Genomic DNA, 21,987 nt, shown 5'->3' with positions numbered 1-21,987 from the left:
TTTGCACATTCAACCTACTCGGGAGAAACCGCCTCATGACCACTGTCACGACGCAGGCGCCAGCCGGCAGCGGCGGCATGCCGCGCCAGATCGCCTACATCATCGGCAACGAGGGCTGCGAGCGCTTCAGCTTCTACGGCATGCGCAACATCCTCACCGCTTTCCTCACCACCTCGCTGCTGCTGTATCTGCCGGAAGAGATGCGCGCCGGCGAGGCCAAGCATATTTTCCACAACTTCATGATCGGGGTGTATTTCTTCCCGCTCTTGGGCGGCTGGCTGGCCGACCGGCTCTGGGGCAAGTACAACACCATCGTCGCCTTCAGCCTGATTTACTGCGTCGGCCACGCTTGCCTGGCGCTGTTCGAGAACAATCTCACCGGCTTTTACACCGGCCTCGCGCTGATCGCCATCGGTTCGGGCGGGATCAAGCCCTGCGTGTCCTCGTTCTGCGGCGACCAGTTCGACGAATCGAACAAGCATCTGGCCAAGATCGTGTTCGACTCCTTCTACTGGATCATCAACTTCGGCTCGCTGTTCGCCTCGCTGCTGATGCCGATTTTCCTGAAATCCTATGGCCCATCGGTCGCCTTCGGCATACCGGGCGTGCTGATGTTCATCGCCCTGCTGATCTTCTGGATGGGCCGCAAGCACTACACCATTCTGCCGCCGGCGCCCAAGGACCCGCACTCCTTCTGGCAAGTGCTCAAATCCGGCATTCTGTCGCCGGCCAATGGCCGTCGCGGCGGCTGGCTGTTCGCCGCCGGCGTGGCGCTGGCCATCTACGGCAGCTTGAACCTGGGCCAAGGCCTGGTGGCCGGCTTCTGCCTGGCCTTTGTGCTGGTGCTGTTCAGCGCCAGCCTGGCCGCCTGGTGGCAGCTGGACGCGCTGCGCGGCCAGCACCCGGACGAGGCGCTGCAAGGCGTGCGCGCGGTATTGCGCATTCTGGTGGTGTTCGCGCTGGCCACGCCTTTCTTCTCGCTGTTCGACCAGAAGGCCTCCACCTGGGTGATCCAGGCCGGCCTGATGAGCAAGCCGGAATGGTTCGCGCCCTCGCAGATGCAGGCGCTGAACCCGGCGCTGGTGATGCTGCTGATCCCCTTCAACAATATGGTGCTGTATCCGGCGCTGCGCCGCGCCGGCATCGAGCCGACCGCGCTGCGCCGCATGACCGCCGGCATCGTGTTCAGCGCGCTGGCCTGGATTGTGGTGGGAATGATGCAGCTGCATCTGGATAGCGGCGACGCGCTGACCATCGCCTGGCAGATCCTGCCATACGCCTTGCTGACCATGGGCGAGGTGCTGGTATCGGCCACCGGTCTGGAGTTCGCCTACAGCCAGGCGCCGCTGTCGATGAAGGGCACGCTGATGAGCTTCTGGGGCTTGTCCACCACCGTGGGCAATCTGTGGGTGCTGCTGATCAATGCCGGCGTGGCCAGTTCCGCGATGAAGAGCACCGTGGCGGCCAGCGGCCTGAGCCTGGAAGCCTTCCTGATGTTCTTCTTCGCCGGCATCGCCTTCGTGGCGGCGGCACTGTTCGGCCTTTACGCCCGCAACTACCGCATGCTCAGCCACTACCGCTCGGCCTGATCCTCAGGCCATGGGTTCGGCCAGCGGCAGCCGCCGCAGGCCGGACTCGGTCAGCAAATAATCCAGCCTCACATCCCAGGCCTCGCGCGGCACCGCGTCCACCAGCTGGCAATCGTAAGCCACGCCAACCAGCAAAGGCCGTCCGCCCTGCGGATGGCGGCGGCGATACGCCAGGGTGGTGTCGTAAAAGCCGCCGCCCTGCCCCATCCGATAACCTTGCCTGTCCACGCCCAGCAAGGGCACGAAGATCACATCGAGACGTTCAGCCCGCAAGCGCGCGCCAGCGTATTCCAGAATGCGGTAGCGCGGGTGCAGATACCAGCGGTCGGCCGCGCCCAGGCGGGTAAACCACAGCCGGCGGCTATCGCGGGGGATTTGCGGCAGATACACGTCCGCGCCGCGCCACAAGGCCGCATTCAGGATCTCGGCCAGATCCAGCTCGGAGCCGGCGGCCAGATAGCCGCCCACGCGCTTGCCGCGCTTGAGCAAGCGCGAGGCATGGCGTGCGATGGCGTGAGCGGCCGCGGCGCGATAAGCGGGCGGCAAGGCCATGCGGGCGCGGCGAAGCTGCCGGCGCAGCGCGGCTTTATCTTGAATGGGGGAAATAGCGGTCATGTTTGGGGAGGAGAGGGACCCCCCGCGAGTGCCGTTCGGGCTAAATTCGCTTGTACCCTGTTTCCAGGAGGGGCCGCCTGCCAGACATTTCGGGCGCGTCCGATAAAGGATGCGTCACACCCATGTCTCACGCTGGCAGCCAAAAGCGAACGCATTGGTACAAAGGAATTGTGTGCCGTCACGAACACCGCAGGGGAAAAACTGACCTGTGATGCGAGCCGACCCTGATCAGAACAAGGGTTGCTGGCTCTGGCGAAGCGCCTCGTCGGCGGCTTCGCTCATGTTGCGTATTTTACGCTGAAACGCCGCCATCTCCAAGCCCTCGCCGACTTTCGTCTTCAAGAGATCGTGGGCGATGTTGAGCGCGGCCATGATGGCGATCTTGTCGGCGTCCATCACTTTGCCATTTTGCTGGATGGTGGCGATTTTGCCTTCCAGCAAGCGCACCGCCTCGCGCAGCGTTTCCTGCTCGCCCTGCGGGGTGCCGATGGTGAAGTGGCGTCCCAGCAGCTCGATGTCAACCTGAACCACGTCGCTCATTATTCCTCCTCCGGCGCCGGCAGGCGCGCCACCAGGGCCGCCACCCGGTTGCGGGTTTCGTTCACGCGGAAATTCAGCTCGGCGTTTTCCTTCAACGCTTCGGACAGCGCCTCGGCGAAACGGCCGTTCTGGGTTTCCAGCTCCCGGATGCGGGCAATCAGCGCCGAAACGCGGGATTCGAGATATTCCAGTTCATTGTCCATGGCGGCGAGGATAACGGGCGCTCAGTTGGCCGTCAAACCCAGTTGCCGCCGCGCGGCGTCCAAACGGCCGCACAGCGCCGCCGCGCCGTCGGCCAGACGCGGGCCGGGAATGCTGATTTCGTCGCCGGGCAAGGCATACAGCGCGCCCTTGGCCACCGCCGGCACGCTGCGCCAACTTTGCCACATGGCCAGCGTGGCGTCGTCGCCGGCGATGATGGCCTGCGGCTGCGCCGCCACCACTGCGGCGGTGGATACCTGCGGCGCGGGCACGGCCAGCTCGCCAAACACATTGACGCCGCCGCAGACACGGATCAGCGAATCGATATAGCTTTTGCCGCTGATAGTGAAGATGGGCGTCTGGCTCAGCTGATAAAACACCTTGACCTTGGGCTTGGCGGCATAGCGTTGCCGCAGCTCGGCGAAACGCTGCCGGTACTGCGCCGCCGCCCGGTTGGCCGCCGCCTCGGTGCCGGCCAGCTTGCCCAGCTTGACGATTTCCGCGGCGATGTCGTCCGGCTGCAGCGGATGGCTGATGAACACCGGAATGCCCATGCGCCTCAGCCGCTCCACTTCGCGCGGAGTGCCGCCGTCCTTCCACGCCACCACCAGGTCCGGCTGTTGCCGCAGCACGGCTTCCAGACTGAAGCCCGTGTAGCCTCCCACTCGCGGCAACTTCTTCGCCGCCTCGGGATGGTCGCTGTAATCCACCGCCGCCACCACCTTGCTGCCCGCGCCGGCGGCGAACAGCAGCTCGGTGGCATGCGGCACCAGGCTGACGATGCGCGCGGCCGGCTTGTCCAGCGTCAACTCATGGCCATCGCCATCCCGCGCGCTGACCGCGGCCTGCGCAACGGCGGACAGCGCCAATAGTGCGATCCCGCTCCACTTCATGCCTCGCCGCCTTTCAAGGGCAGCGGCAAGCCGCAGGCCACCAGCGTCACCCGCTGGCAGCGCGCGGCCACCAGCTGGTTCAGCCGCCCCAGCTCGTCGACGAAACGGCGGGTTTCGGCATCGCCCGCCACCACGCCCCAGCCCACCTCGTTGCTCACCAGCAGGATTTCGCCGCGCGCGCGGCCCAAGGCCGCCAGCAAAGCATCGCGCTCGACCGCGTACTCGGCCTCGTCAAAGCCCTTTTCGCCGAAGAAACGCATCAGCCACATGCCCAGGCAGTCGATCAGGATCAAACCGCCCGGCGCGTCGTGCGCCGCCATGGCCGCCGCCAAACCGCGCCCGGCCTCGGCCACATTCCAGTGCTTGGGCCGCTGGGCGCGATGCCGCTCCACCCGGCGCGCGAACTCAGCATCGCGCACCTCGGCGGTGGCGAGATAACACACCGGCCCGCCGTGCTTGCGGGCCAGTTCCTCGGCTTGACGGCTTTTGCCGCTGCGGGCGCCGCCTGTGATCAGGTGGGGCATGGTCTTAGAAAGCGTAAGTGAGCGCGAACTGGCAGTTACGGCCGTTTGCGGGATACAAGGAAATATTTCCGCTGGCGGCGCTAGCCGAACCATAGCTGGCATAGCGTTTGCCCAGCATATTATTGACGCTGGCCGAAGCGGACAGGCTCTTATCAAAACGATAGCTGTATTTCGCGTTCAATACCGTATACGCCGGCAGCTTGCTCGGGAAAACATTCTGCTGATCGTTGTCGTACACCTGTTCCGATACATATTGCGCATTGACAGCCAACTTGTTGGCGTCGTTGATCTGCCAAGCCAAACCCAGATTAGCCATCAACTTAGGCACCATAGGCAGTGTCTTTCCCGTCAATCCAAAACCGCCTTGGAATGTGGCCTGAGTCCAGGTGAGGTTGCCATTCAAGCTGACTGCCGGGCTCAACTTGATGCTGCTTTCCAGTTCCACGCCTTGATGACGGGTTTGAGGCAAATTGATGTTTACACCAGGATATCCAGACGGACCGATAACGAATGGCAAATAAACAATTTCGTTAGTTAAATCATTTCTGAACAGCGCGGTCTTGAGCTTTGCGGTATCACCCGACCACTCCACCCCAACTTCTTTGTCATGGGACTGTTGCGGGACTAAAGGCTGGCCATTGGTATAAGTCACCTCGTCCGCGGTGCCTATCCGGAAGCTTTGGCCCGCTCTCGCATAAGCGCTCCAGCCACCGCCCAAGACCTGCTTCAAACCCAGTGACCACGCATGTAAATGCGTTTCAATCGTCGAAAGATTGGCGCCCCCCGAGGCGGCATTGACCTTGTCGTCCACCAGTTGCTGGCGTCCGCCAACGGACAGCGTCGCGCCTTGCCACACCTTCCACTGGCTATCCAGGAAGAAGCCCGCGTGTTTCTGCTGAGCGTGACTGGTATTCAACACATCCATGGTGCTATTCAGCCAATCCGCCCCTGTCGTCACTTCATGCTGGCCAATCGGCAATACATAACGAACGGCGCTGGCATCTTCAGTCAAACTGCTTTGCACAACATAGCCGCTGTAATTTGACAACGCATCTTTGTTGCGGCGCGCAAAGTCGGCGTACAAGACCCCTTTGCCCAAATCCTGCTTGATCGAAATGCCGCCGCTGGTCTTGTCAGTGGAGGAAAAATCATCAGGGGTATAGGTGCCGGTTGGATTAGTGGCCAGCGGATCACGCCCTTGCAAAGAATTAGCCGTCAGATAGCCCGGCAAACGCAAGCCTTGATTGGCCGAATTGGCAAACAATTTGACGCTGCCGTCAGCATGCTTGAAAGTCAGCGACAAGCCGGCGTTGTCATCGCGTTCGGCGTTGTTTTGCCGATAATTATCGGTCTTAAGCGATTGGACATAAGCATCCAGCGCCACATACTGATTGGCCGCATGCAAGTTGGCGTCCAGCTGACGCAAATCATAACTGCCGCCTGTCAGCGTGACGCTGCCGCTCAAACCGCTGCCTGCGCCGGACTTGGTGATGATGTTGATCACGCCGCCGGTCGCGCCGCCGCCATAAGCCACGCCGCCCATGCCGCGGACCACCTCGATGTGATCAATGTTGGCCAAGGTAACAGAACCCAAATTCGGCGCGGCCAAGTCGTTGGTGTTCTGTCTGACGCCATCCACCAGGATCAAAGTATTGCTCAAACCGGTCATGCCGAAGCCTCGCAGATCGACCATCGCGCTGCTGGCGGAGCCGGAGCTGTTGAGCACATGCACGCCTGCGTAGTTGGACAGCACATCCTGCACCGTCGTCGCGGCGCTGTTGGCGATATCCTCTGCGCTGATTACCGTCACGTTCGCAGGCAGCGAGGAAATTTTCTGAGGCACGCGGCTCGCCGTCACGATCACCGGGTCGCCGGCGAGCAAAGGACCGGCATCGGCCAGGGCCAGGCCGGAACAGGCTAGCGCAACCAGGGCGGCGCAGGGTTGAAGCTTGAACATAAGGGCACACTCCACGATAAGGGCGACGTTGAGTGCGAAGAGGACAACAGCAGCAAAGGACGGCACGGGTGGTAGACCGGAACGCCTGTCGGATCGCCTCCCCGCGATTCTCCAGCAATGACCCGGCTTCCGGCCGGGGCGCGCAGGCCGGTCTCCGGGCTGGGCCATGCCGGCGGCGCGCCTTCCCATCCAGAGGACAGTGGCAGCATGCGTCGCCTGGGCGCTTGCGCGCCGGGCCTTACCGTTGCGGGGGCAGCGCCGGAATTTCGCCGGCTTCCCGTTTCACCCGCGCGCCGTAGTAAAGGCATCGCGGGCACCTGCAGCGGGCCATTATACCGAAGCGGACTTTTGGCGACACCCGCCAAGCGGTAATATGCTTAGAGTCCGACCGGCGAAAACCGGCCTCTTACCTTTCCACCGGACCCCGCGTCCGACTCGCAGCAGGCCCCATCATGAACAGCAAACCTCTGGACCTTTCCGCCCGCAACGCCGCCCGCGCCCGCCAAGCCGTGCTGACCAAGCCGCCCGGCAGCCTGGGCCAGCTGGAAGAACTGGCCTGCCGCTTTGCCGCCTGGCAGGGCAAGAGCTGTCCCGATCCGCTGCGTCCGGCCATCACCGTGTTCGCCGGCGACCACGGCGTCACCGTGGAAGGCGTGTCGGCCTTCCCCTCTGCCGTCACCATCGAGATGGTGCGCAATTTCGCCAATGGCGGCGCGGCCATCTGCGTGCTGGCGCGCGCGCTGGACGCCCGCCTGGAGGTGGTGGATGTCGGCGTGGCCGGCGATGTGTCCGCCTTGCCCATCGTCCACGCCAAGGTGCGCGACGGCAGCCGCAATCTGGCCAAGGAATCGGCAATGAGCGCCGACGAAGTGGAAGCGGCGCTGGAGGCTGGCCGCGCCGCCGCCCGCCGCGCGGTGGAGGCCGGCGCCAATCTGCTGATCGCCGGCGACATGGGGATAGGCAACACCACCGCCTCGGCGGCGCTGATCTGCCGCCTGACCGGCGCCGCGCCGGAGCAAGTAGTGGGCCGCGGCACCGGCGTGGATGATGTGGGCCTGGCCAATAAGCGCCGCGCGGTGCGCACCGCGCTGGCCCGCGTGGCCTGGGAAAATCTCAGCGGCCTGGACACGCTGGCCGAACTGGGCGGACTGGAAATCGCCGCCATGGCCGGTTTCTATCTGGAAGGCGCCCGCCTGGGCGTGCCCTCGCTGGTGGATGGCTTCATCGCCGGCGCGGCCGCGCTGTGCGCCAAGACCATGGAGCCCGATCTGCACGACTGGCTGCTGGCCAGCCACCGCTCGGCCGAAGCCGGCCACCACCTGGCGCTGGAAGCGCTGCAGCTGCAGCCGCTGCTGGACCTGGGCATGCGCCTGGGCGAAGGCTCCGGCGCCGCGTTGTGCGTGCCGCTGCTGCAAATGGCGGTGCGGCTGCACAATGAGATGGCCACCTTCGCCGAAGCCGGCATCAGCGGCAAGAACGAATGAATCCCTACACACTCACCTTGCTGCGCCACGGCGACATCGACCACGACGGCCGGCTGATCGGCCTGACAGATCTGCCGCTGACCGAACTGGGCCACCGCCAGTTGGAAGGCAGCTGGCAACGCATCAGCAGCCTGGCGCCGGTCACCGCCATCGCCACCTCGCCCCTGCAGCGCTGCCGCGAGTTCGCCGTCAAGCAGGCGCTGGGCGGCTCGCTGGCGCTGAAAGTCGATCCGCGCTTCGCCGAGATGGATTTCGGCGATTGGGACGGCCAGCCGGTGTCGGACCTGGAGCATGAGCACCCTGGCTGGGGCGACGCGCTGGCCGAAGGCCGGCTCAGCCCGCCCGGCGGCGAAAGCTACGAGCAGTTCCGCACCCGCGTGCTGGCCGGACTGTCGGAGTGGATGACGATCGCGCGCGGCAGCCACCGGCTGCTAGTGACGCATGGCGGCGTCATCACCGTGCTGATGGCCGAGCTGCTGGGCGCCGATTTTTCGGTGGCCAAGCTGATGACGGTGCAGCGCGGCGGCTTCGTCCAGCTGTCGATGCTGGAGGGCCATCCGGCCTATCTGATGCGGCTGGAGACGACGTGCGCGGATTGATCCTGGCGGTGCAGTTCCTCACCCGGCTGCCCACACCGCAGCTGAAAGACTTCAAACCGGAATGGCTGACCGACAGCGCCCGCTGGTTTCCCGCCGTCGGCGTCATCGTCGGCGCGCTGCTGCTGGCCTCGCTCAGCGTCGGCGCGCGGATAGACCCGTGGCTGGCGGCGCTGCTGGCCTTGGTTTGCTGGGTGGCCGTCACCGGCGGCCTGCACCTGGACGGCCTGGCCGATCTAGCCGATGCCTTGGGCGCTTCGCATCGTTCGCGCGAGCGCTTCTTCGAGGTATTGAAGGACCCGCACCTGGGCAGTTTCGGCGTGTTGTCGCTGCTGCTGGCGGTGATCGCCAAGCTGGTGCTGCTGATGTTGCTGGCCAAGTCCGGCCAGCCGGCCTGGGGCCTGTTGCTGATCCCGGCCTGGGCGCGCGCTTTCGCGGTGGCCTGGTCCGCCAGCCTGCCCGCCATCGCTCCCGGCAGCGGCGAGCGCTTCGCCTGGAGACGCGACTGGGCCGGCATGGGCCTGAACCTGGCCGCGCTGCTGGCGCTGTCCGCCTGGCTGGCGCCGGCGCTGCTGCTGGCCCCGCTGGCCGGCCTGTCCTGGCGGGCCTTCCTGAAACGCCGACTGGGCGGCATGACCGGCGATTGCCTGGGCGCGGGGGTGGAGCTTTGCGAGATCGCGCTGCTGGCCGCGCTGTTCATCCTGCCGGCGCTCTACCCCGCGTTGCGATAAGGCCAGTTTACGGCAAGCGCGGCGTCAGAACGCCTGGATGCTTGCGCGCCAGAGCCCAGGGCAACAGGCTCCAGGCGGGGTTGTCGCAGGCCTTCTCGACGCGCGGAAAGAAAGCGCCAATCTGAATGCCTTGCGGCGTCAGGTACCAGGTGTCGGGACTCCAGACCTCGGGATTGCGGTAATCGCAATCCCCGCCTTCCTCATTATCCATCTCTCTCGGATACAGCCTGCCGAAGACATCCGCCAACCAGGGCTGCAACACCTTCTGCTCATATCGGCTATCCAGCAGCTGGCCATTCTCATCCCGAGCCGGCTTGCCCCGCCCCAGCCACAACACATCTTCCAGATGCAGCAGCCGCCCGCTCGCCACAGCCAGGTTCAACGGCGCATCGCCGAAATCAGGGTGGGCGCCGCCGCAAAATGCGCCGGTTTCCACGCTCAGGCTCATCACCCGCGGCGTAAACCAATGCGGAATCACGGTCTGCTCATACGCCCCCAACCCGGAGCCCCGCGCCCCCGCCACACATTCGAAAGCATCGACGATCTCGCGCCATTGCCGTTTTTCCAAAATCCGGTTCAATCGCGCCATGGCGTCGGCGGGATAGCCGCTCTCCAGCCGGAACCAGCGGATCTTGCTGACCGGCTCCACCCACCACGCCAGCCGATAACCCTGAAAATGCTGCTTGCCCGCGGGTTTCAAACGCAAGTCGGCCAGCCTGGCTCGGTTGTAGTCGTCCATCTCGCCTCCCGCATCCGCGCCGCCCTCGCCAGCCAGAGCCAAGAGCTTCAATCGGACCGGCAATGCGCGCTTGGCTTGCGGCCCGCGCCACTCCCCGGCCCAGCCCGCGCCTGCGGGACGCAATACCAGATCGACTCGAGCCTCGTCCGCGGACAGGTTCTCACCCAGACGCAGCACGCCCTGCGCATCGCGCTTGCCCGTCAGCGCGATGTCGCTATGGCGCTGGCGATAGAAATAGCGTCCCTCCGCCTCGCCTTGCTCATCGACGCTCCACTCCATCACCACCGGCGCGCCGCCCACTTCGCCCTGCCACACATCGGCGTGAACCTGCGCCGCCAAAACCCAGCCAAACAAACAGTCCGCCGCTTTTCGTGCGTTCATGCAGCCCCTTTAGATGAACAAACGCCTGCCCAAACACCGGGGCTGGCGCCGACTGAATCCGGTGGGAAGGCAGCTTACCGCATGCCCGCCACCTTTTTGTTGCGCATCAGGCGCAATATCTCACAGGCGATACGGGCGGCGGCCAGCGCGGTGATTTCGCTCTGGTCGTAGCTCAGCGCCACTTACTCCACGTCCGCGCCTTCCAGATTGCGCGTGTAGTTGCTGCACATGAAAGACAGCGCGCCGGCGTAGGTGTTTTCGATCACGGAGCCGTACAGGCCCTGACGGCGGATGGCGCCGTCGCCGTCGCCGTAGATCATTGCATCACTCATGCCACTCTCCTGGCGAGAGCGCGCCGCCTTCGGCCAATATATTTATTCCGCATGGTTTTCGCAGCGATTGCCGCCCATCTTGCGCAGCCTACGGCCTGAAGCTGCCGCGCCCCGCGGCGCGGAAACCCGAAGTGTGCCGCGATGAGGCGATACGTTCACATAAAGACTATGCGGCGGCGGCGGAACGGCGCGCCGCCAAACGGCCGCGCCACCAGCGCCAGCGCAGTTTGACGTCGTACCAGGCGGGCCTCAGTCCCAGCAAAAACAAGAACAGCGCCAAGGGCAAGGTGAAGCCGAAACCCAGATGCTTGAAGCCCAGCGCCCCCACCACGCCGCCCAGGAAGAACGCCAGCAGGATCAGCGCGTAGACGCGGAATTTCTTGCGATTGGAGCGCACCGCTGCCACGCGGGCATTGTGCTGGCGGTTGTAATAGCTCATCTTGGCCAGCTCGATGCCCAGGTCGGTGGCGATGCCGGTCATGTGGGTGCTGCGCAACAAGCCGCCGGACAGCTTGGTGACGATGGTGTTGTGCATGCCCATGATGAAGCACAGCAACATCACCGTCGGCGGCGTGAACAAGCCCTTGTGCAGCGACAGCCCGGCGCCCAGCAGGCCGAACACCAGCAACAGCAGCGCCTCCTCCATCATCGACACGCCGTAGCCGCCGCGCAGCCGCTGCCGCCGCGCCCACAGAATCAGCCAGGTGCTATGCATGGCGCCGCCGACAAAACAGCACAACATCACCAGCAAGGACAAGGCCAGGCGGATCTCGCCTGTCGCCCAGGCGTCGGCCATGCCGGACACGATGCCGGACACGTGCGAGGTATAGCGGTGCACTGCCAGAAAACCGCCGGCATTGATGGCGCCGGCGATGAAGGCCATGGACCAGCCCAGCTGGCGCAATACCTTGTCGTTGAAGCGGCCGCGGTCCAGCAGCCGGGTGATATGGAAATGTCGGGCCATGAGGGAGAGAAAGCAAAACGGCGACCCTTTGTCGCCGTTTTGATATTGCGCCGCAACATGCTTGTTTGGCAAGCAGCGGGATCAAACTTGCCGCGCCTCAGCAGCCCTTCAGGGCGATGCCCGGCGTCAACCGCTTCTGCAAGGCTTTCAGATGTTCGGCCTGCGCCGCGTCCAGGTCTTTGAAGGTCAGCGTGGTGCTCTTGGCCGGCTGATCCTTGGACTTGACCACGGCCTTGTCGTAACCGGCGGCCTTCAGACGCGCCGCCAGCGTGCGGGCGGCGTCTTCCTTGCCGAACAGGCCCATGGACAGATTGCCCTTGAACTCGTCGTTGCTGACGATGTAGTTGTCGAAACCCTTGTCCTTCAACTCGGCGGACAAGGTCTTGGTTTCCGACTGGGTGGACAGCGGCGGGTAGTACACCCAGAACTTGCCGGAGCCTTTGGCCTCTTCCTTGCTGGCCTCTTGCATCTGGCCCGGCTTGAGCTTGAGCTGCGGCACGCCGCCCTTCACCCGCGCCAATAGGCTGTCATTCAAAGCGCCCCAGCTGAAGCAGGCCATGGCCTTGGCTTCCGCCGGCTTGTCCGCCGCTTTGTCCTGCGGCTTGGCGGCGGCGGCATGCGCCGCCTTGGCTGCGGGCTTGGATGCTTCGGCCTTGGCCGCCGGCTTGACTTCGGCCTTGGGCGCGCTGGCCGCCTTTTTATCATGCCCGGCCGGTTTGGCTTGGGCCGATGGCGCGGACGCGGCGATCTTGCCCAATGGCGCGCTGGCGGCGGGCGCGGAAGCCTGCGGCGCGGACGCGGCCGGGGTCCAGCTGGCAGGCAATAGCTTCACCTGGCTGGGACTCACCTCTTGCGCGTGCACGTCCAGCGGCGGCCGCTGCTTCAGCGAGCCGTACATCGCCACCACCAGATTCAGCGCCACCACCAACGCCACAAGCCACTTCATCACGAGTTAGCCACCTTATGTAAACCCATCAACACCAGATTATCCACGATCTGCAACGGCGCCGCGAGCCAAGGCGCGATGCGGGCGGCGTCGCCGCCGGTGAGGATGACCGTCGCCGGCCCGCGGCCGGTGCGTTCGGCCAGCTTGCGGCGCTGCCCTTCTATCGCGCCGGTCAAGGCCGCCATCACGCCGCTGGCCAGGGCGTCTTGCGTGCCCTGCGGAAAATCGGCCACCTCGCCGACTTGGCGATTGAGATTGGCGGTGCCCTGCGCCAGGCTTTGCAGCATCAGGCCATGGCCGGGCAGGATCAGCCCGCCCAAATAATCTCCCTCGGCGGTCAGCGTTTCCACCGTCAGCGCGGTGCCGGCGCAGGCGACGATCACATCGCCCTGGCAGATTTCCCGCGCCGCCAGCACCGCCAGCCAGCGGTCGGCGCCCTGCTCGGCGGTGTTGCGATAATGGTTACACACGCCGCCGAATTGTTTTTCGGCATGCACCCGGTGCAGCGGGCAAGGGGCGGCCTGAGCCAAGGCCTCGGCCACCTCGCGCTTCGCCACATTGGACATCCATGCCCCTTCCAGAGGCAGATTTTTCCAGGCCTCGGCCAGCGCGTCCAACTCGTGGTGCTCGGCCGCGCCGCGCGCCGCGCAGGACTCGCCCTGATACACCGCCCATTTCACCCGGCTGTTGCCGGCGTCTATCAATAATTTCATTGGCGTTCCCTGAGGCTGACCTCGCCGATATGGAAGGTCCGCGTCCCCTGCGCCGTCTCCACCTGCAGCGCGCCGTTGTCGGCCACGCCGCAGGCGATGCCGTCCACCGGCTCGCCGTGGGAAAAGCTCAGCCGCACCGGCGCATGACGATGGGCGGCCATTTGCCACCACTCTTCGCGCAGCGGCGCGAAGCCCTCTTGATCGAAAGCGGCCAACGCGGCCTCCAACTCATTGAGCAGAGCCGCCAGGATGACGCTGCGATCCGCCGTCACGCCGGCCTGCGCCAGCGTCGCCACCGGCTGATCCACCTCGCCCGGATCGGCCACATTGACGCCTATGCCGACCACCACGGCGGCCGGGCCCAGCGCGTCGCCGGACAGTTCGATCAGAATGCCCGCCAGCTTGCGGCCATCCAGCAGCACGTCGTTCGGCCACTTCAGCTCCACCGGCGCGCCCAGGCCGCGCAAAGCGCGCGCCAAGGCCACCCCGACCGCCAGCGACAAACCGGCCAATTGCGCCATGCCGCGCTCGAAGCGCCACAGCAGCGAAAAGGTCAGCCCCGAGCCCAAGCGCGCCTGCCAGCGCCGGCCGAGCCGGCCGCGGCCGGCGGTTTGCAGCTCGCAAGCCAATACCAGGCCATGCAGGCCGCCGTTGCCGGCGCGCGCCATCAGCTGGCTGTTGGTGGAGTCGGTGCGCTCCGCCACCGCCAGGGTGAAGCTTTCCGCCGCGCGCGCATTCAAACCGGCGCGGATGGCTGACACGTCCAGCCAGGAATACGGCTGCGCCAGCTTGTAGCCCTGGCCGCGGACGCTGAATACGGTGAGCCCGAGCTCAGCCTCGATGGCGTGCACCGCCTGCCACACCAGCGTGCGGGAACAGCCCAGCGCCTGGGCGATATCCTCGCCGGAGTGGAAGCGGCCGTCTGACAGATGATGCAGCACCGCGAAAGCGTGCTCGCTCACGCCTGGCCCTCGCTGGCGCGGATTTTCTCCAGCGTCTTGGTGGTGGAGGTATCGAACAGAAAAGGAATGGAGTGCACCTGGCCGCCGCGGGCCAGGGTTTCGGCGCTGCCGACGATCTTGTCCACCGTCCAGTCGCCGCCCTTGACCAGCACATCGGGCTGGATCGCCGCGATCAACTCCGCCGGCGTATCCTGATCGAACCAGGTCACCAGGCTGACGCTGTCCAACGCGGCCAGCACGGCCGCGCGGTTGAGCTCGTTATTAATGGGCCTGTCGTCGCCCTTGCCCAGCCGGCGCACCGAGGCGTCGGTATTCAAGCCCAGCACCAGACTGGCGCCCAAGGCGCGCGCCTGGGCCAGGTAGGTAACGTGGCCGCGATGCAGAATGTCGAAACAGCCATTGGTGAACACCAGCGGCCGCGGCAGGGCCGCCAGCCGCTCGGCCAGCTGCTCGGGCGGACAGATCTTGTCTTCAAACGACGGCGTCGGGTAAACCATGCTTTTCCTTGCGCAGGAAATTCCGGCGCCTGGCCGATCGGGCCCTGCGCCATTAAATTGGACAAGTGGCGAAGCATACCACCGTCGCCGTCGGCTGCCCAATCCCGTCTGGCTCAAGGACAGCTGAGCGTCGCGCCGCCCAGCGTTTGGCCGATGCTGGAGGCGTACTGGACATAGCCGGTGGTTTGCAGATTGAAGGACAGGGCATAGGATGCGCCGCGGCTGTCGCAGAAGCGGAAGTCGCCAGTCTGCGCCACCGCGACATAGGGCGGACGAGGATTGAAGCTGACGCTGGCGATGGCGCCGCTCGCGGTTCCCGTCGCCAGCGTGCCCACCGTCGGCGCGGCGGCATTGCTGACCGGCCAGGCCTTGAGCAGCACCGAGCTGGCGCCTTGCTGCTCGAAAATCGCCCAGCCCTGGCCCCAGTTGCTGCCGCAACTGCCGCTGGCGCTGGCATTGTAAGGACACACGGTGACGACATCGTTGTCCGACACCGCCGAGCCTCGGGCCTGGGACAGCGCATTGGCCAGATTATCGCGCGCCGTATTCAGGCGCTCGTTCCGCACAAAGGTCTGCCAGGCTGGCAGCGCCATCGCCAGCAATACCATCAGCACCACGATAGTTACCATCATTTCAATGATGGAAAAACCTCTGCCTTCGCTCATGCGCTTGCCTCAGCTGGGCCAGCAGGTGCTGCTGGTATCGCTGCCCGCGCTATTGGCGGCCGTTTTCAACCCGGTGCTGGTCACGCTTAACGTGCTGCAGCTGGTATCCCGGGTCTGCGCGCTGCCGGATGCGGGGCTCGCAGTCAGGGTATAGCTGCTAACCGTGGTGGCGGACGCGATCTGCACCTGGTAATAGCCGCTGGGCGAGCTGGCGGTGATGGAGCAAGAGGCGCTGTTATAAGCGAAATACTGGGCGTAACACTGCTCCATCTGGGTCTGCGCAGCCGACAGCGCCTGCCAGGCATCGCTGCGGCGGGACTGCTGCACATAGCTGATGTACAAGGGCGTCGCGATGGCGGCGAGTATGCCTACGATGGCCATCGCGACCAACAGTTCGACCATCGTGAAACCTGCCACCCTCTCCCTGCCCGCATCCCATCCTGTCATTGGATTTGCCACCAGCCGCTCCATGTGTAATTGCCGACCGACCCGGAAATGGTCTGAGAGGAGGCCGGCCCGCCCCCCTGGGTATTGCCGCCCAGCAACAAGCTGGCGCTGATGGCGCCGTTGACATTTGCGTTCACCACGGCCGGAGACGATGCGTAAAAACTGCCTAATTGCACGCCGGACAGCGGCTGTTGATTGTAGACATCCTGATTATTGACCACGCCGTCGCGATTCACATCGAGAAATGGCTGTGCCGGCGGACCGCCAGCGGCATAGCCGGAAGACATCAGGTAGGAGGTGCCGCCGCTGGTGCATGCCGTGGACGAGGGCGCGAAGGTGGTGTAGATCACATTGCCGTAGTACACCAGCGGATTGCTGACCACGCGCGTGCCGCTGCCGGCGAAACTCAAGTTGTAATACCAGCCATGCAGCGTCGGACACGTGCTGCCCACCACGCAGCTGAGCGGCGGGTTTGGGCTTTGCCAGTTATAAGTCGTCGACGATACCGTGGTCACCGGGAAGCCGGAAGCCGTCGTAGTGACCAGCGACTCGGTCTGCTGCAATAGACTGGACGGCGTCAGGCTGCTGACGGACAGGTTGTCGTAAATCCCATAGAACGCCTGCACATTGCTATTGCTGAGGTCGGCTTGCGTCAGCAGTTGGCCGGTGCCGACATACACCATCAATCCCTTCTGCTTGGGAAAGTTGGGATTGAGCGTGGTCGCCGGCGCCGTGGTAATGGCCTGATGGTTGCCGCTGCTGTCCGTCGCGGTAAACAGCAGGCGCACGGTCCAGCTGGCGGGATTAGCATTGCTGACATTGACGGCCCAGACATTGCCCTGCAGATCGCCCGCGTAAACCATATCGACCGCCGAACCGGAGTTCCCGCTGCTATTGACCGCCACGACTTCAGACAAGCCCTGTGGGGAAGAGCTGCTGCAAGCGGCCGGCACCGAACTGCAGAGATCTATCTTGGCCAAAGCGGCGCCGGTTTGCGGGTTGACCGCATACAAAATGGAATGATTGACGCTGCTGGCGTAGCCGTTGCCGAAAAACACCGCGAAGCCTGGGCTGGCATTGACGCGCGCAATGGTCGGACGGCCATAGGTGTCGCCCAGCCCGCTGTCGGTGAACTCCCACAACACCGCACTGGCCAAGGCGCTTTCCGAAGTGAGGTTGGCGGGCGTTGTCACGTCCATGGCGTAAATCGACTGCCCGCCGCCGCCCAGCCCGCCCACCACCACCGTATGCCAGCTATTGTCCGAAAACATCACGTCGCCGGCCTGGGGCGAGCCGTCGACAAAATATTGATGGTTGTTGTTGTACGAGGAGGCGGTCAATTGATAGAGATTGCCGAACACGCCATTCGGCACAAAAGCGAAGGCTTCATTGCCATTGCTGGCGTTGAGCGCATGCAGCATGCCGTCGTTGGCGCCGACATAGATCAAGGGCGTGCGGCTGGCATTGTTGCTGACGAAGGTTTGATAGCTGCTGTCCGGATAAGGCCCATCCGGCTTGCCGACATACACCGGCGCGCTGTTGACGATGTCTCCCAATAGATGGCTGCGATTGCGGAACCCGCCGCCATTCTGCGCTTCTTGCGATTTGTCGCCGCGCAGGTAGTTGAGCCGCAGATTTCCCTTTGTGTCCGAAGGCTGCAATTGCCCCTGCTGGGTGCTGTTGATGCCCGCCGCGCTGCCGCTGGGCCACTCGAACGGCACCCCCTTCTTGTTGACGCCATCCCAGGCGGCGATCAGCCGGCTGTTCTGCCAGCCGCTGCTGGAGGAAAAAGCGTCTATCTGGGTCTGGGCCTGCCAGTTGGGAGCCGTGCCTATGCTGATGCCGCTGCTGCCCGCGCTCAGCGAGTACGACGTCAGGTTGCCGGTCCAGTCGCTGTAGGGGGTATCGCTGGGATTGAAGCTGGCGACAAAGGCCTGGGTATTGGTATTGAGCGTGGTGCTGTTCAAGGCGACCGACACCTGATCGTAAGAGCCTTTCTGGATCTGCACCAGAATCGAACTCAGCGCGCTGCTGAAGGCCGCCGCGTTCACGGCCGGATAATAACTGCCGGTATTGCCCGCCACCGCCATCGCCGTCAGCGTTTGCGCGGCGGTGGGGTTGGTCGCCGGCGCCACGCCGGCGCCCAGGCCGATCACATAGGTTTTGATGCCGCTGCCGGCCAGTGTTTGGATCTGGCTGATGGCATCGAGCAAGGCCTGGTCGTTGGTGCCGCCGGTATTCAAAGAGCCGTCGGCATTGAATTTGGCCGTCACGCCATACCCTGTCGCCGCGGCGCTGCCGGCAGGCGGCCAGTAATTGCCGCTTTTATCCTGCGTCGGCAAGCCGTCCGTGATCAGCACTACGTATTTCTGCGGCGTGCACCCGGTGCTGGACGAGCTGCTGGTGAACGCGTTTTGCGCCGTTTTCATCAAGGCATAGATGGGCGACTGCCCCGCCGCCGCCTTGATCTCGCTGGTGCTGGTGGAGTTGGTTTCCGGCTGCAGATAAGGCGAGAAGCTATTGTAGGCCGCCGTCAACTGACTGGCGGAAGGAGTGCCCAGATTGGTCATCGCCACATTGGTGGAGGCAGACGAATAGGACTGCGTGCCGCCATAGCCCCAGCCGCGCTGCGCATACAGCACCTGCGGCGAATACGGCACGTAACCCGCATTGGTCGGCGAAGTGCCCCAGCCGCCATAACTGCTGGGCGCAAGCTGGCTGTACGACACGGTGATCGAGCCGCTTTTATAGCTGCTCAGGGAGAAATAGGTATAAGGATTGCTGGGGCTGACCGTGCCGTAGGTCATGAACACCGGGTTGAGCCCCGAGCTGTACAGCACATCGTTGATGCTGGCGTCGTCGCTGGTGGCCTGCACCGTCATATACTGCGAGCCGCCCACGGTGCTGCTGCTGGCGCCCAGCGCCGTGACGATGGAGCCGCAGTTGCTTTTCACCGTAGACGAAGATGAGGAGCTATAGCCATAGCATGGGTTCAACACAGTGTCGGTCGAGGAGGTGGCGGTTGGCGTATTGGTAAAGCCAAAACCGCCTGAGGGCGACATGTAATACACCCAGGTCGTGTTCAGCGAGGTGCTGCTGATCTGATACGACAGCAAGGCGAAATCCGTGGTGGCCAGATACGTATTCAGAATCGACAGAATCCCCGCCTTGGCCACATTCAAGCGCGATGGGCTATTATCCGCCAGCTTGCCGCTGGACAAGGTCGAGGTATAAGGCTGCATGCTGCCCGCCGACCCGCCGCTCACCGGCGGCGTGAACCCCGCCGGCACCGGGTAATTGACCGGCGAGGCCGAGCCAGACAAGGCCGCCACCGCGCCGCTGCCGGTCAGCAAAGCGCCGCCGCGCCCGGTATAGGTCGTCGAAAAACCATTGCTGCAATTGGCGCTGCTGTTGCCGGTTCCGTTGCAATAGGTGATGGTGCTGCCGTCCATGGACTCGGAGTTGGTCACGGCGATCACCACTTGCGGCCGCGCCGGCGTGGTGATGGTCAACGGCACCTGGGAAATGGCCAGCGTCGCCGTGGAGCCGCTTCCCCGCACCCAGTAGCCGCTCAGGCATAAGCCCGCCAACAGGCCAAAGCCCGCCAGCCATCGCAGCACACGCCCGCCTGATTTCATCATCGCCGCCTCACTGCGAGAAAATAGCCTGCAGCACGACCGGGTTGGCGCCATTGCTGCCGCTGACTCTCGCCGTCACCCGATAGCTGTTGTGCACGCCTTGCTGCCCATAGTTCTGCTGATTGCCGCAATTGGTTCCGCGTTTGCAAGCGATGGGTATGCTTTCCACCACATAGCTGCTGGTCACGCTCGTGTTGACCGGCGTGCCGGCATAGCCGGTTATGGTCTTGGTGGTGTCCGACCAGAATGAGACGGTGTTCAGATTCTGCTGCCAGATCGGCTGCGCGCTGGAGTTGAACTGGTAATACCCATTGCTGCCGGCCGTGGTGAAGGTCTGGCTGGCGAATACGCCCTGCATCATCGACGAATAGGCCTGCTTCAGCGTCCCTTCGGCCAGCTCCAGATTGCTCTCGTACTGCATATTATTGCCCGCCATATGCAGCTCGGTCAGCGACTGCGAGCTCCCCGCCAGACCTAAAATCATGATCACCAGCATGAAAATCAGCGCGACGATCAGCACCACGCCCCGTTGTTTGGCGATTGACACTCCATGGCGCGATTTCATAGCCCCGCATTCCTGAGAGAAACCGTCATCGTGTAGACATGGCGCAGCCTGGTATCGCAAGGCACGGTTACGGTATTGCCCAGCACCGTCCATTGCCTCTGATTGACGCAGCTTCCCGTGTTTGGGGAAGCCGGGGCCGAACCCAGCGGCCCTTCCAGCAAGAGCGCCACCCGCAACGCATACACCTGGCTCCAATTGCTCACCTGCCCCGCCGGCACATATTCATTCACCGCGCCGGACGCGCCGCCTATGCCGTACCACACTTGCATGGTGTCCACTCCAGGCACCAGCGGCGTGGTTTTCCAGTTGGTCGTGGTGCCATCGTAATAAGCCTGATACAAGGCGCTCTGGCTACCGGTAGCCTGACCGACAAAATAAGCGGTCTGCGCCAACGGGGCCGCCATTGAGCCGGCCGGATAATTGCTGTCCAAGGCCTGAGCCAAACTGACCGTCACCACGCCGCTGGCGCTATTGACGCCGCTGACTTGGACTATGGTGGAGTTGGCGCAATTGGACACCGCCAATACATTATTCACGGCGATCGTCGAAGAAGACTGCGTCTGCAAACTGGTGGCCCCGGCCGAAGCATAAGCGCTCACCCACACGGGAACCGCGCCATTGGCCTGCCCGCTCAGAACCAGGACATCGCTGCCTTTGGCGACCAAGCCCTGCAGGCTGCTATCCAAGGCGGGGCTCCAATCCGACAAAGCGCCGTCATTGCTGCCGTTCAGACTGCTCAAGGCCAGCGATGACGAGGCGACCACCGCGCCATAACCAATCACCGGATTGCTGAAATTGCCCAGCAAACTGCCCGCCGTGAGCAGCTCATTGGAGGTGGAGGATCCGGAGCAAGCGAAAAAACCCGCTCCCCTCGCGCTTTGCGCAATCAGGTTTGAAATCGTCGCGCCCGCATTCTGCAGCTCGCCCTGGCCGGCATTCGTCGAGTAATCCTTGCGCCCTGCCACCATGGTGCCCACCAATGCCACCAGCAGCAGCAGGCCTATCGTGATGGCGACCATCATCTCGACCATGGAAAAGCCTTGCATGCGCGGGCGTCGCTTCATCACATGATGGTCCTGACGATTTCCGTCTGCTGCGTTGAGCCGCTGGCCTGCGTGCCATCCGTCCACCACACCTGCACAACCCGCTCTGTCGAGGTTCCGCTGGCTGGCTGGTAGATGCTGCCGGTGCCGCCTGGCAAATTGTTTTGCAAATCGGTCAGCCACTGGTATTTATCGAATGCGGCAGTCCCTGAGGCGGTGCACACCGTGGAGACGCAGTTGCTTTGAAAAGTAGAGGCTGCGGCGCCGGAAGCCATGTCATAAGCACCTGCGCTGACCTCAGCCGAGTTCGCCCGCATTCGATCCACCATATCGTAAGCGTACTGGTTGGCCATTTGCCTCAGATAGCTGGAACTGCTGGCGCGTTCGGCATTCAGAATCACCGCCACCGCCGCCAGCACCCCCATCGCCAAGACCAAAAGGGCGATCAAGGCCTCCAGCATGGTGAAGCCCTTCTCCCCTTTGCCGCAGTCGCATCGCATGCCGCTAGTCATGACTCCCCACCCCTTTTTTTAACCATAGCGGGGCCATGCCGGCAAAATACAATCCCAGCCGACAAAAGCCGTTACACGGGAGATAAGCGGCATGGCCGTCTCGGCCCAAGAGAATTGATCAGATCGCCAGAAACGCCAAAGGCCCGCTGGAATCAGCGGGGCTTTTTGTTGGAAGTGTCGGGTGCGTCGAGAATGGCATGGCAGGCATCGCGTTTCCGGCGCGCCAATGCACAAAGCCCAGCTCGAAGAGCTGGGCTTGTGGTATGGGGCGTCTGGCGGTGTCCTACTTTCACATGGCCAAGGCCACACTATCATCGGCGCTAAGATGTTTCACGGTCCTGTTCGGGATGGGAAGGCGTGGGACCATCTCGCTAAGGCCACCAGACATAAACTTGTACAAACTTAAAGAAGCCTGAACCAGAGAAGCTCTCTGATTCTGAATATTCGGTATTT

22 protein-coding genes, 1 rRNA gene, 1 other RNA gene, 1 pseudogene and 1 riboswitch are annotated in these 21,987 nt (G+C 63.7%); of the genes and pseudogenes, 4 read left to right on the top strand and 21 right to left on the bottom strand.

Annotation, left to right across the window (positions count from 1 at the left end; translation table 11 throughout):
- Nucleotides 1-35: 35 nt before the first annotated feature.
- Entirely contained in the window at nt 36-1,589 is a 1,554-nt protein-coding gene (locus NKT35_RS08820) for a POT-type proton-dependent oligopeptide transporter (protein WP_254300630.1), read from the top strand.
- Nucleotides 1,590-1,592: 3 nt separating this feature from the next.
- Here NKT35_RS08820 and NKT35_RS08815 read toward each other — a convergent pair whose 3' ends face one another.
- The 7 genes from NKT35_RS08815 to NKT35_RS08785 all read right to left on the bottom strand — a co-directional run bounded on the left by NKT35_RS08815 (nt 1,593) and on the right by NKT35_RS08785 (nt 6,385).
- Nucleotides 1,593-2,204, bottom strand: a complete 612-nt coding sequence (locus NKT35_RS08815; protein WP_254300629.1) for a 5-formyltetrahydrofolate cyclo-ligase — start codon at nt 2,202-2,204, stop codon at nt 1,593-1,595.
- A gap of 15 nt (nt 2,205-2,219) precedes the next feature.
- A non-coding RNA gene (gene ssrS, locus NKT35_RS08810) (6S RNA) lies at nt 2,220-2,403 on the bottom strand.
- 29 nt (nt 2,404-2,432) lie between these two features.
- A complete protein-coding gene (locus NKT35_RS08805) occupies nt 2,433-2,744 on the bottom strand; it encodes a cell division protein ZapA (RefSeq protein WP_254300628.1) in 312 nt (103 codons plus the stop codon).
- A complete protein-coding gene (locus NKT35_RS08800) occupies nt 2,744-2,947 on the bottom strand; it encodes a hypothetical protein (protein ID WP_254300627.1) in 204 nt (67 codons plus the stop codon). The genes NKT35_RS08805 and NKT35_RS08800 overlap by 1 nt, the downstream gene beginning before the upstream one ends.
- Before the next feature lie 21 nt (nt 2,948-2,968).
- The gene (locus NKT35_RS08795; protein WP_254300626.1) at nt 2,969-3,838 is read right to left on the bottom strand and encodes a cobalamin-binding protein; all 870 of its coding nucleotides are present in this window, start codon (nt 3,836-3,838) and stop codon (nt 2,969-2,971) included.
- Nucleotides 3,835-4,362 (bottom strand): bifunctional adenosylcobinamide kinase/adenosylcobinamide-phosphate guanylyltransferase, encoded by a 528-nt coding sequence (gene cobU / locus NKT35_RS08790; RefSeq protein WP_254300625.1) that lies wholly within the window; start codon nt 4,360-4,362, stop codon nt 3,835-3,837. The genes NKT35_RS08795 and cobU overlap by 4 nt, the downstream gene beginning before the upstream one ends.
- Before the next feature lie 4 nt (nt 4,363-4,366).
- A complete protein-coding gene (locus NKT35_RS08785; RefSeq protein WP_254300624.1) occupies nt 4,367-6,385 on the bottom strand; it encodes a TonB-dependent receptor in 2,019 nt (672 codons plus the stop codon).
- Nucleotides 6,386-6,447: 62 nt separating this feature from the next.
- A riboswitch (cobalamin riboswitch) is annotated at nt 6,448-6,655 on the bottom strand.
- Between the two features lie 116 nt (nt 6,656-6,771).
- On the opposite strand from NKT35_RS08785, the gene cobT reads away from it, so the two are divergent.
- From cobT to cobS, 3 genes are read left to right on the top strand one after another with little or no spacing between them, the layout of a single operon-like run.
- Nucleotides 6,772-7,803 (top strand): nicotinate-nucleotide--dimethylbenzimidazole phosphoribosyltransferase, encoded by a 1,032-nt coding sequence (gene cobT / locus NKT35_RS08780; RefSeq protein WP_254300623.1) that lies wholly within the window; start codon nt 6,772-6,774, stop codon nt 7,801-7,803.
- Entirely contained in the window at nt 7,800-8,402 is a 603-nt protein-coding gene (locus NKT35_RS08775; protein ID WP_254300622.1) for a histidine phosphatase family protein, read from the top strand. Before cobT ends, NKT35_RS08775 begins: the two co-directional genes overlap by 4 nt.
- A complete protein-coding gene (gene cobS, locus NKT35_RS08770; protein WP_254300621.1) occupies nt 8,390-9,130 on the top strand; it encodes an adenosylcobinamide-GDP ribazoletransferase in 741 nt (246 codons plus the stop codon). The genes NKT35_RS08775 and cobS overlap by 13 nt, the downstream gene beginning before the upstream one ends.
- A 7-nt stretch (nt 9,131-9,137) precedes the next feature.
- On the opposite strand, the gene NKT35_RS08765 is transcribed toward cobS, so the two are convergent.
- From NKT35_RS08765 to rrf, 14 genes and pseudogenes are all read right to left on the bottom strand, one after another.
- Nucleotides 9,138-10,250: a hypothetical protein gene (locus NKT35_RS08765; protein WP_254300620.1), complete on the bottom strand. Its 1,113-nt coding sequence runs from the start codon at nt 10,248-10,250 to the stop codon at nt 9,138-9,140.
- A 188-nt stretch (nt 10,251-10,438) separates the two neighbouring features.
- Nucleotides 10,439-10,582, bottom strand: a pseudogene (locus tag NKT35_RS08760) (agmatinase); the annotation flags it as partial.
- Between the two features lie 166 nt (nt 10,583-10,748).
- Nucleotides 10,749-11,546 (bottom strand): YoaK family protein, encoded by a 798-nt coding sequence (locus NKT35_RS08755; protein WP_254300619.1) that lies wholly within the window; start codon nt 11,544-11,546, stop codon nt 10,749-10,751.
- Between the two features lie 97 nt (nt 11,547-11,643).
- Nucleotides 11,644-12,492 (bottom strand): SPOR domain-containing protein, encoded by an 849-nt coding sequence (locus NKT35_RS08750; protein ID WP_254301360.1) that lies wholly within the window; start codon nt 12,490-12,492, stop codon nt 11,644-11,646.
- Nucleotides 12,492-13,205, bottom strand: a complete 714-nt coding sequence (locus NKT35_RS08745) for a type III pantothenate kinase (protein ID WP_254300618.1) — start codon at nt 13,203-13,205, stop codon at nt 12,492-12,494. The genes NKT35_RS08750 and NKT35_RS08745 overlap by 1 nt, the downstream gene beginning before the upstream one ends.
- Nucleotides 13,202-14,167, bottom strand: a complete 966-nt coding sequence (locus tag NKT35_RS08740; RefSeq protein WP_254300617.1) for a biotin--[acetyl-CoA-carboxylase] ligase — start codon at nt 14,165-14,167, stop codon at nt 13,202-13,204. The genes NKT35_RS08745 and NKT35_RS08740 overlap by 4 nt, the downstream gene beginning before the upstream one ends.
- On the bottom strand, nt 14,164-14,664 hold the full coding sequence (gene rfaE2 / locus NKT35_RS08735; RefSeq protein WP_254300616.1) for a D-glycero-beta-D-manno-heptose 1-phosphate adenylyltransferase: 501 nt from the start codon (nt 14,662-14,664) through the stop codon (nt 14,164-14,166). Before rfaE2 ends, NKT35_RS08740 begins: the two co-directional genes overlap by 4 nt.
- Nucleotides 14,665-14,777: 113 nt before the next feature.
- The gene (locus NKT35_RS08730) at nt 14,778-15,329 is read right to left on the bottom strand and encodes a GspH/FimT family pseudopilin (RefSeq protein ID WP_254300615.1); all 552 of its coding nucleotides are present in this window, start codon (nt 15,327-15,329) and stop codon (nt 14,778-14,780) included.
- Between the two features lie 9 nt (nt 15,330-15,338).
- Nucleotides 15,339-15,776, bottom strand: coding sequence for a type IV pilin protein (locus tag NKT35_RS08725; protein ID WP_371926465.1), 438 nt, complete (start codon nt 15,774-15,776; stop codon nt 15,339-15,341).
- Entirely contained in the window at nt 15,773-19,396 is a 3,624-nt protein-coding gene (locus tag NKT35_RS08720; RefSeq protein ID WP_254300613.1) for a pilus assembly protein, read from the bottom strand. Before NKT35_RS08720 ends, NKT35_RS08725 begins: the two co-directional genes overlap by 4 nt.
- Before the next feature lie 28 nt (nt 19,397-19,424).
- Nucleotides 19,425-19,979, bottom strand: a complete 555-nt coding sequence (locus tag NKT35_RS08715; RefSeq protein WP_254300612.1) for a pilus assembly PilX family protein — start codon at nt 19,977-19,979, stop codon at nt 19,425-19,427.
- Nucleotides 19,976-21,043: a PilW family protein gene (locus NKT35_RS08710; RefSeq protein ID WP_254300611.1), complete on the bottom strand. Its 1,068-nt coding sequence runs from the start codon at nt 21,041-21,043 to the stop codon at nt 19,976-19,978. Before NKT35_RS08710 ends, NKT35_RS08715 begins: the two co-directional genes overlap by 4 nt.
- Nucleotides 21,043-21,534: a type IV pilus modification protein PilV gene (pilV, locus tag NKT35_RS08705; RefSeq protein ID WP_254300610.1), complete on the bottom strand. Its 492-nt coding sequence runs from the start codon at nt 21,532-21,534 to the stop codon at nt 21,043-21,045. The genes NKT35_RS08710 and pilV overlap by 1 nt, the downstream gene beginning before the upstream one ends.
- A gap of 270 nt (nt 21,535-21,804) precedes the next feature.
- A 5S ribosomal RNA gene (rrf, locus tag NKT35_RS08700) occupies nt 21,805-21,919 on the bottom strand.
- Between the last annotated feature and the right edge of the window lie 68 nt (nt 21,920-21,987).

Source organism: Chromobacterium sp. IIBBL 290-4 (assembly GCF_024207115.1).
GTDB lineage: Bacteria > Pseudomonadota > Gammaproteobacteria > Burkholderiales > Chromobacteriaceae > Chromobacterium.
The sequence above is the reverse complement of the archived record's forward strand: the minus strand, read 5'-3'. Positions and strand labels throughout refer to the sequence as shown.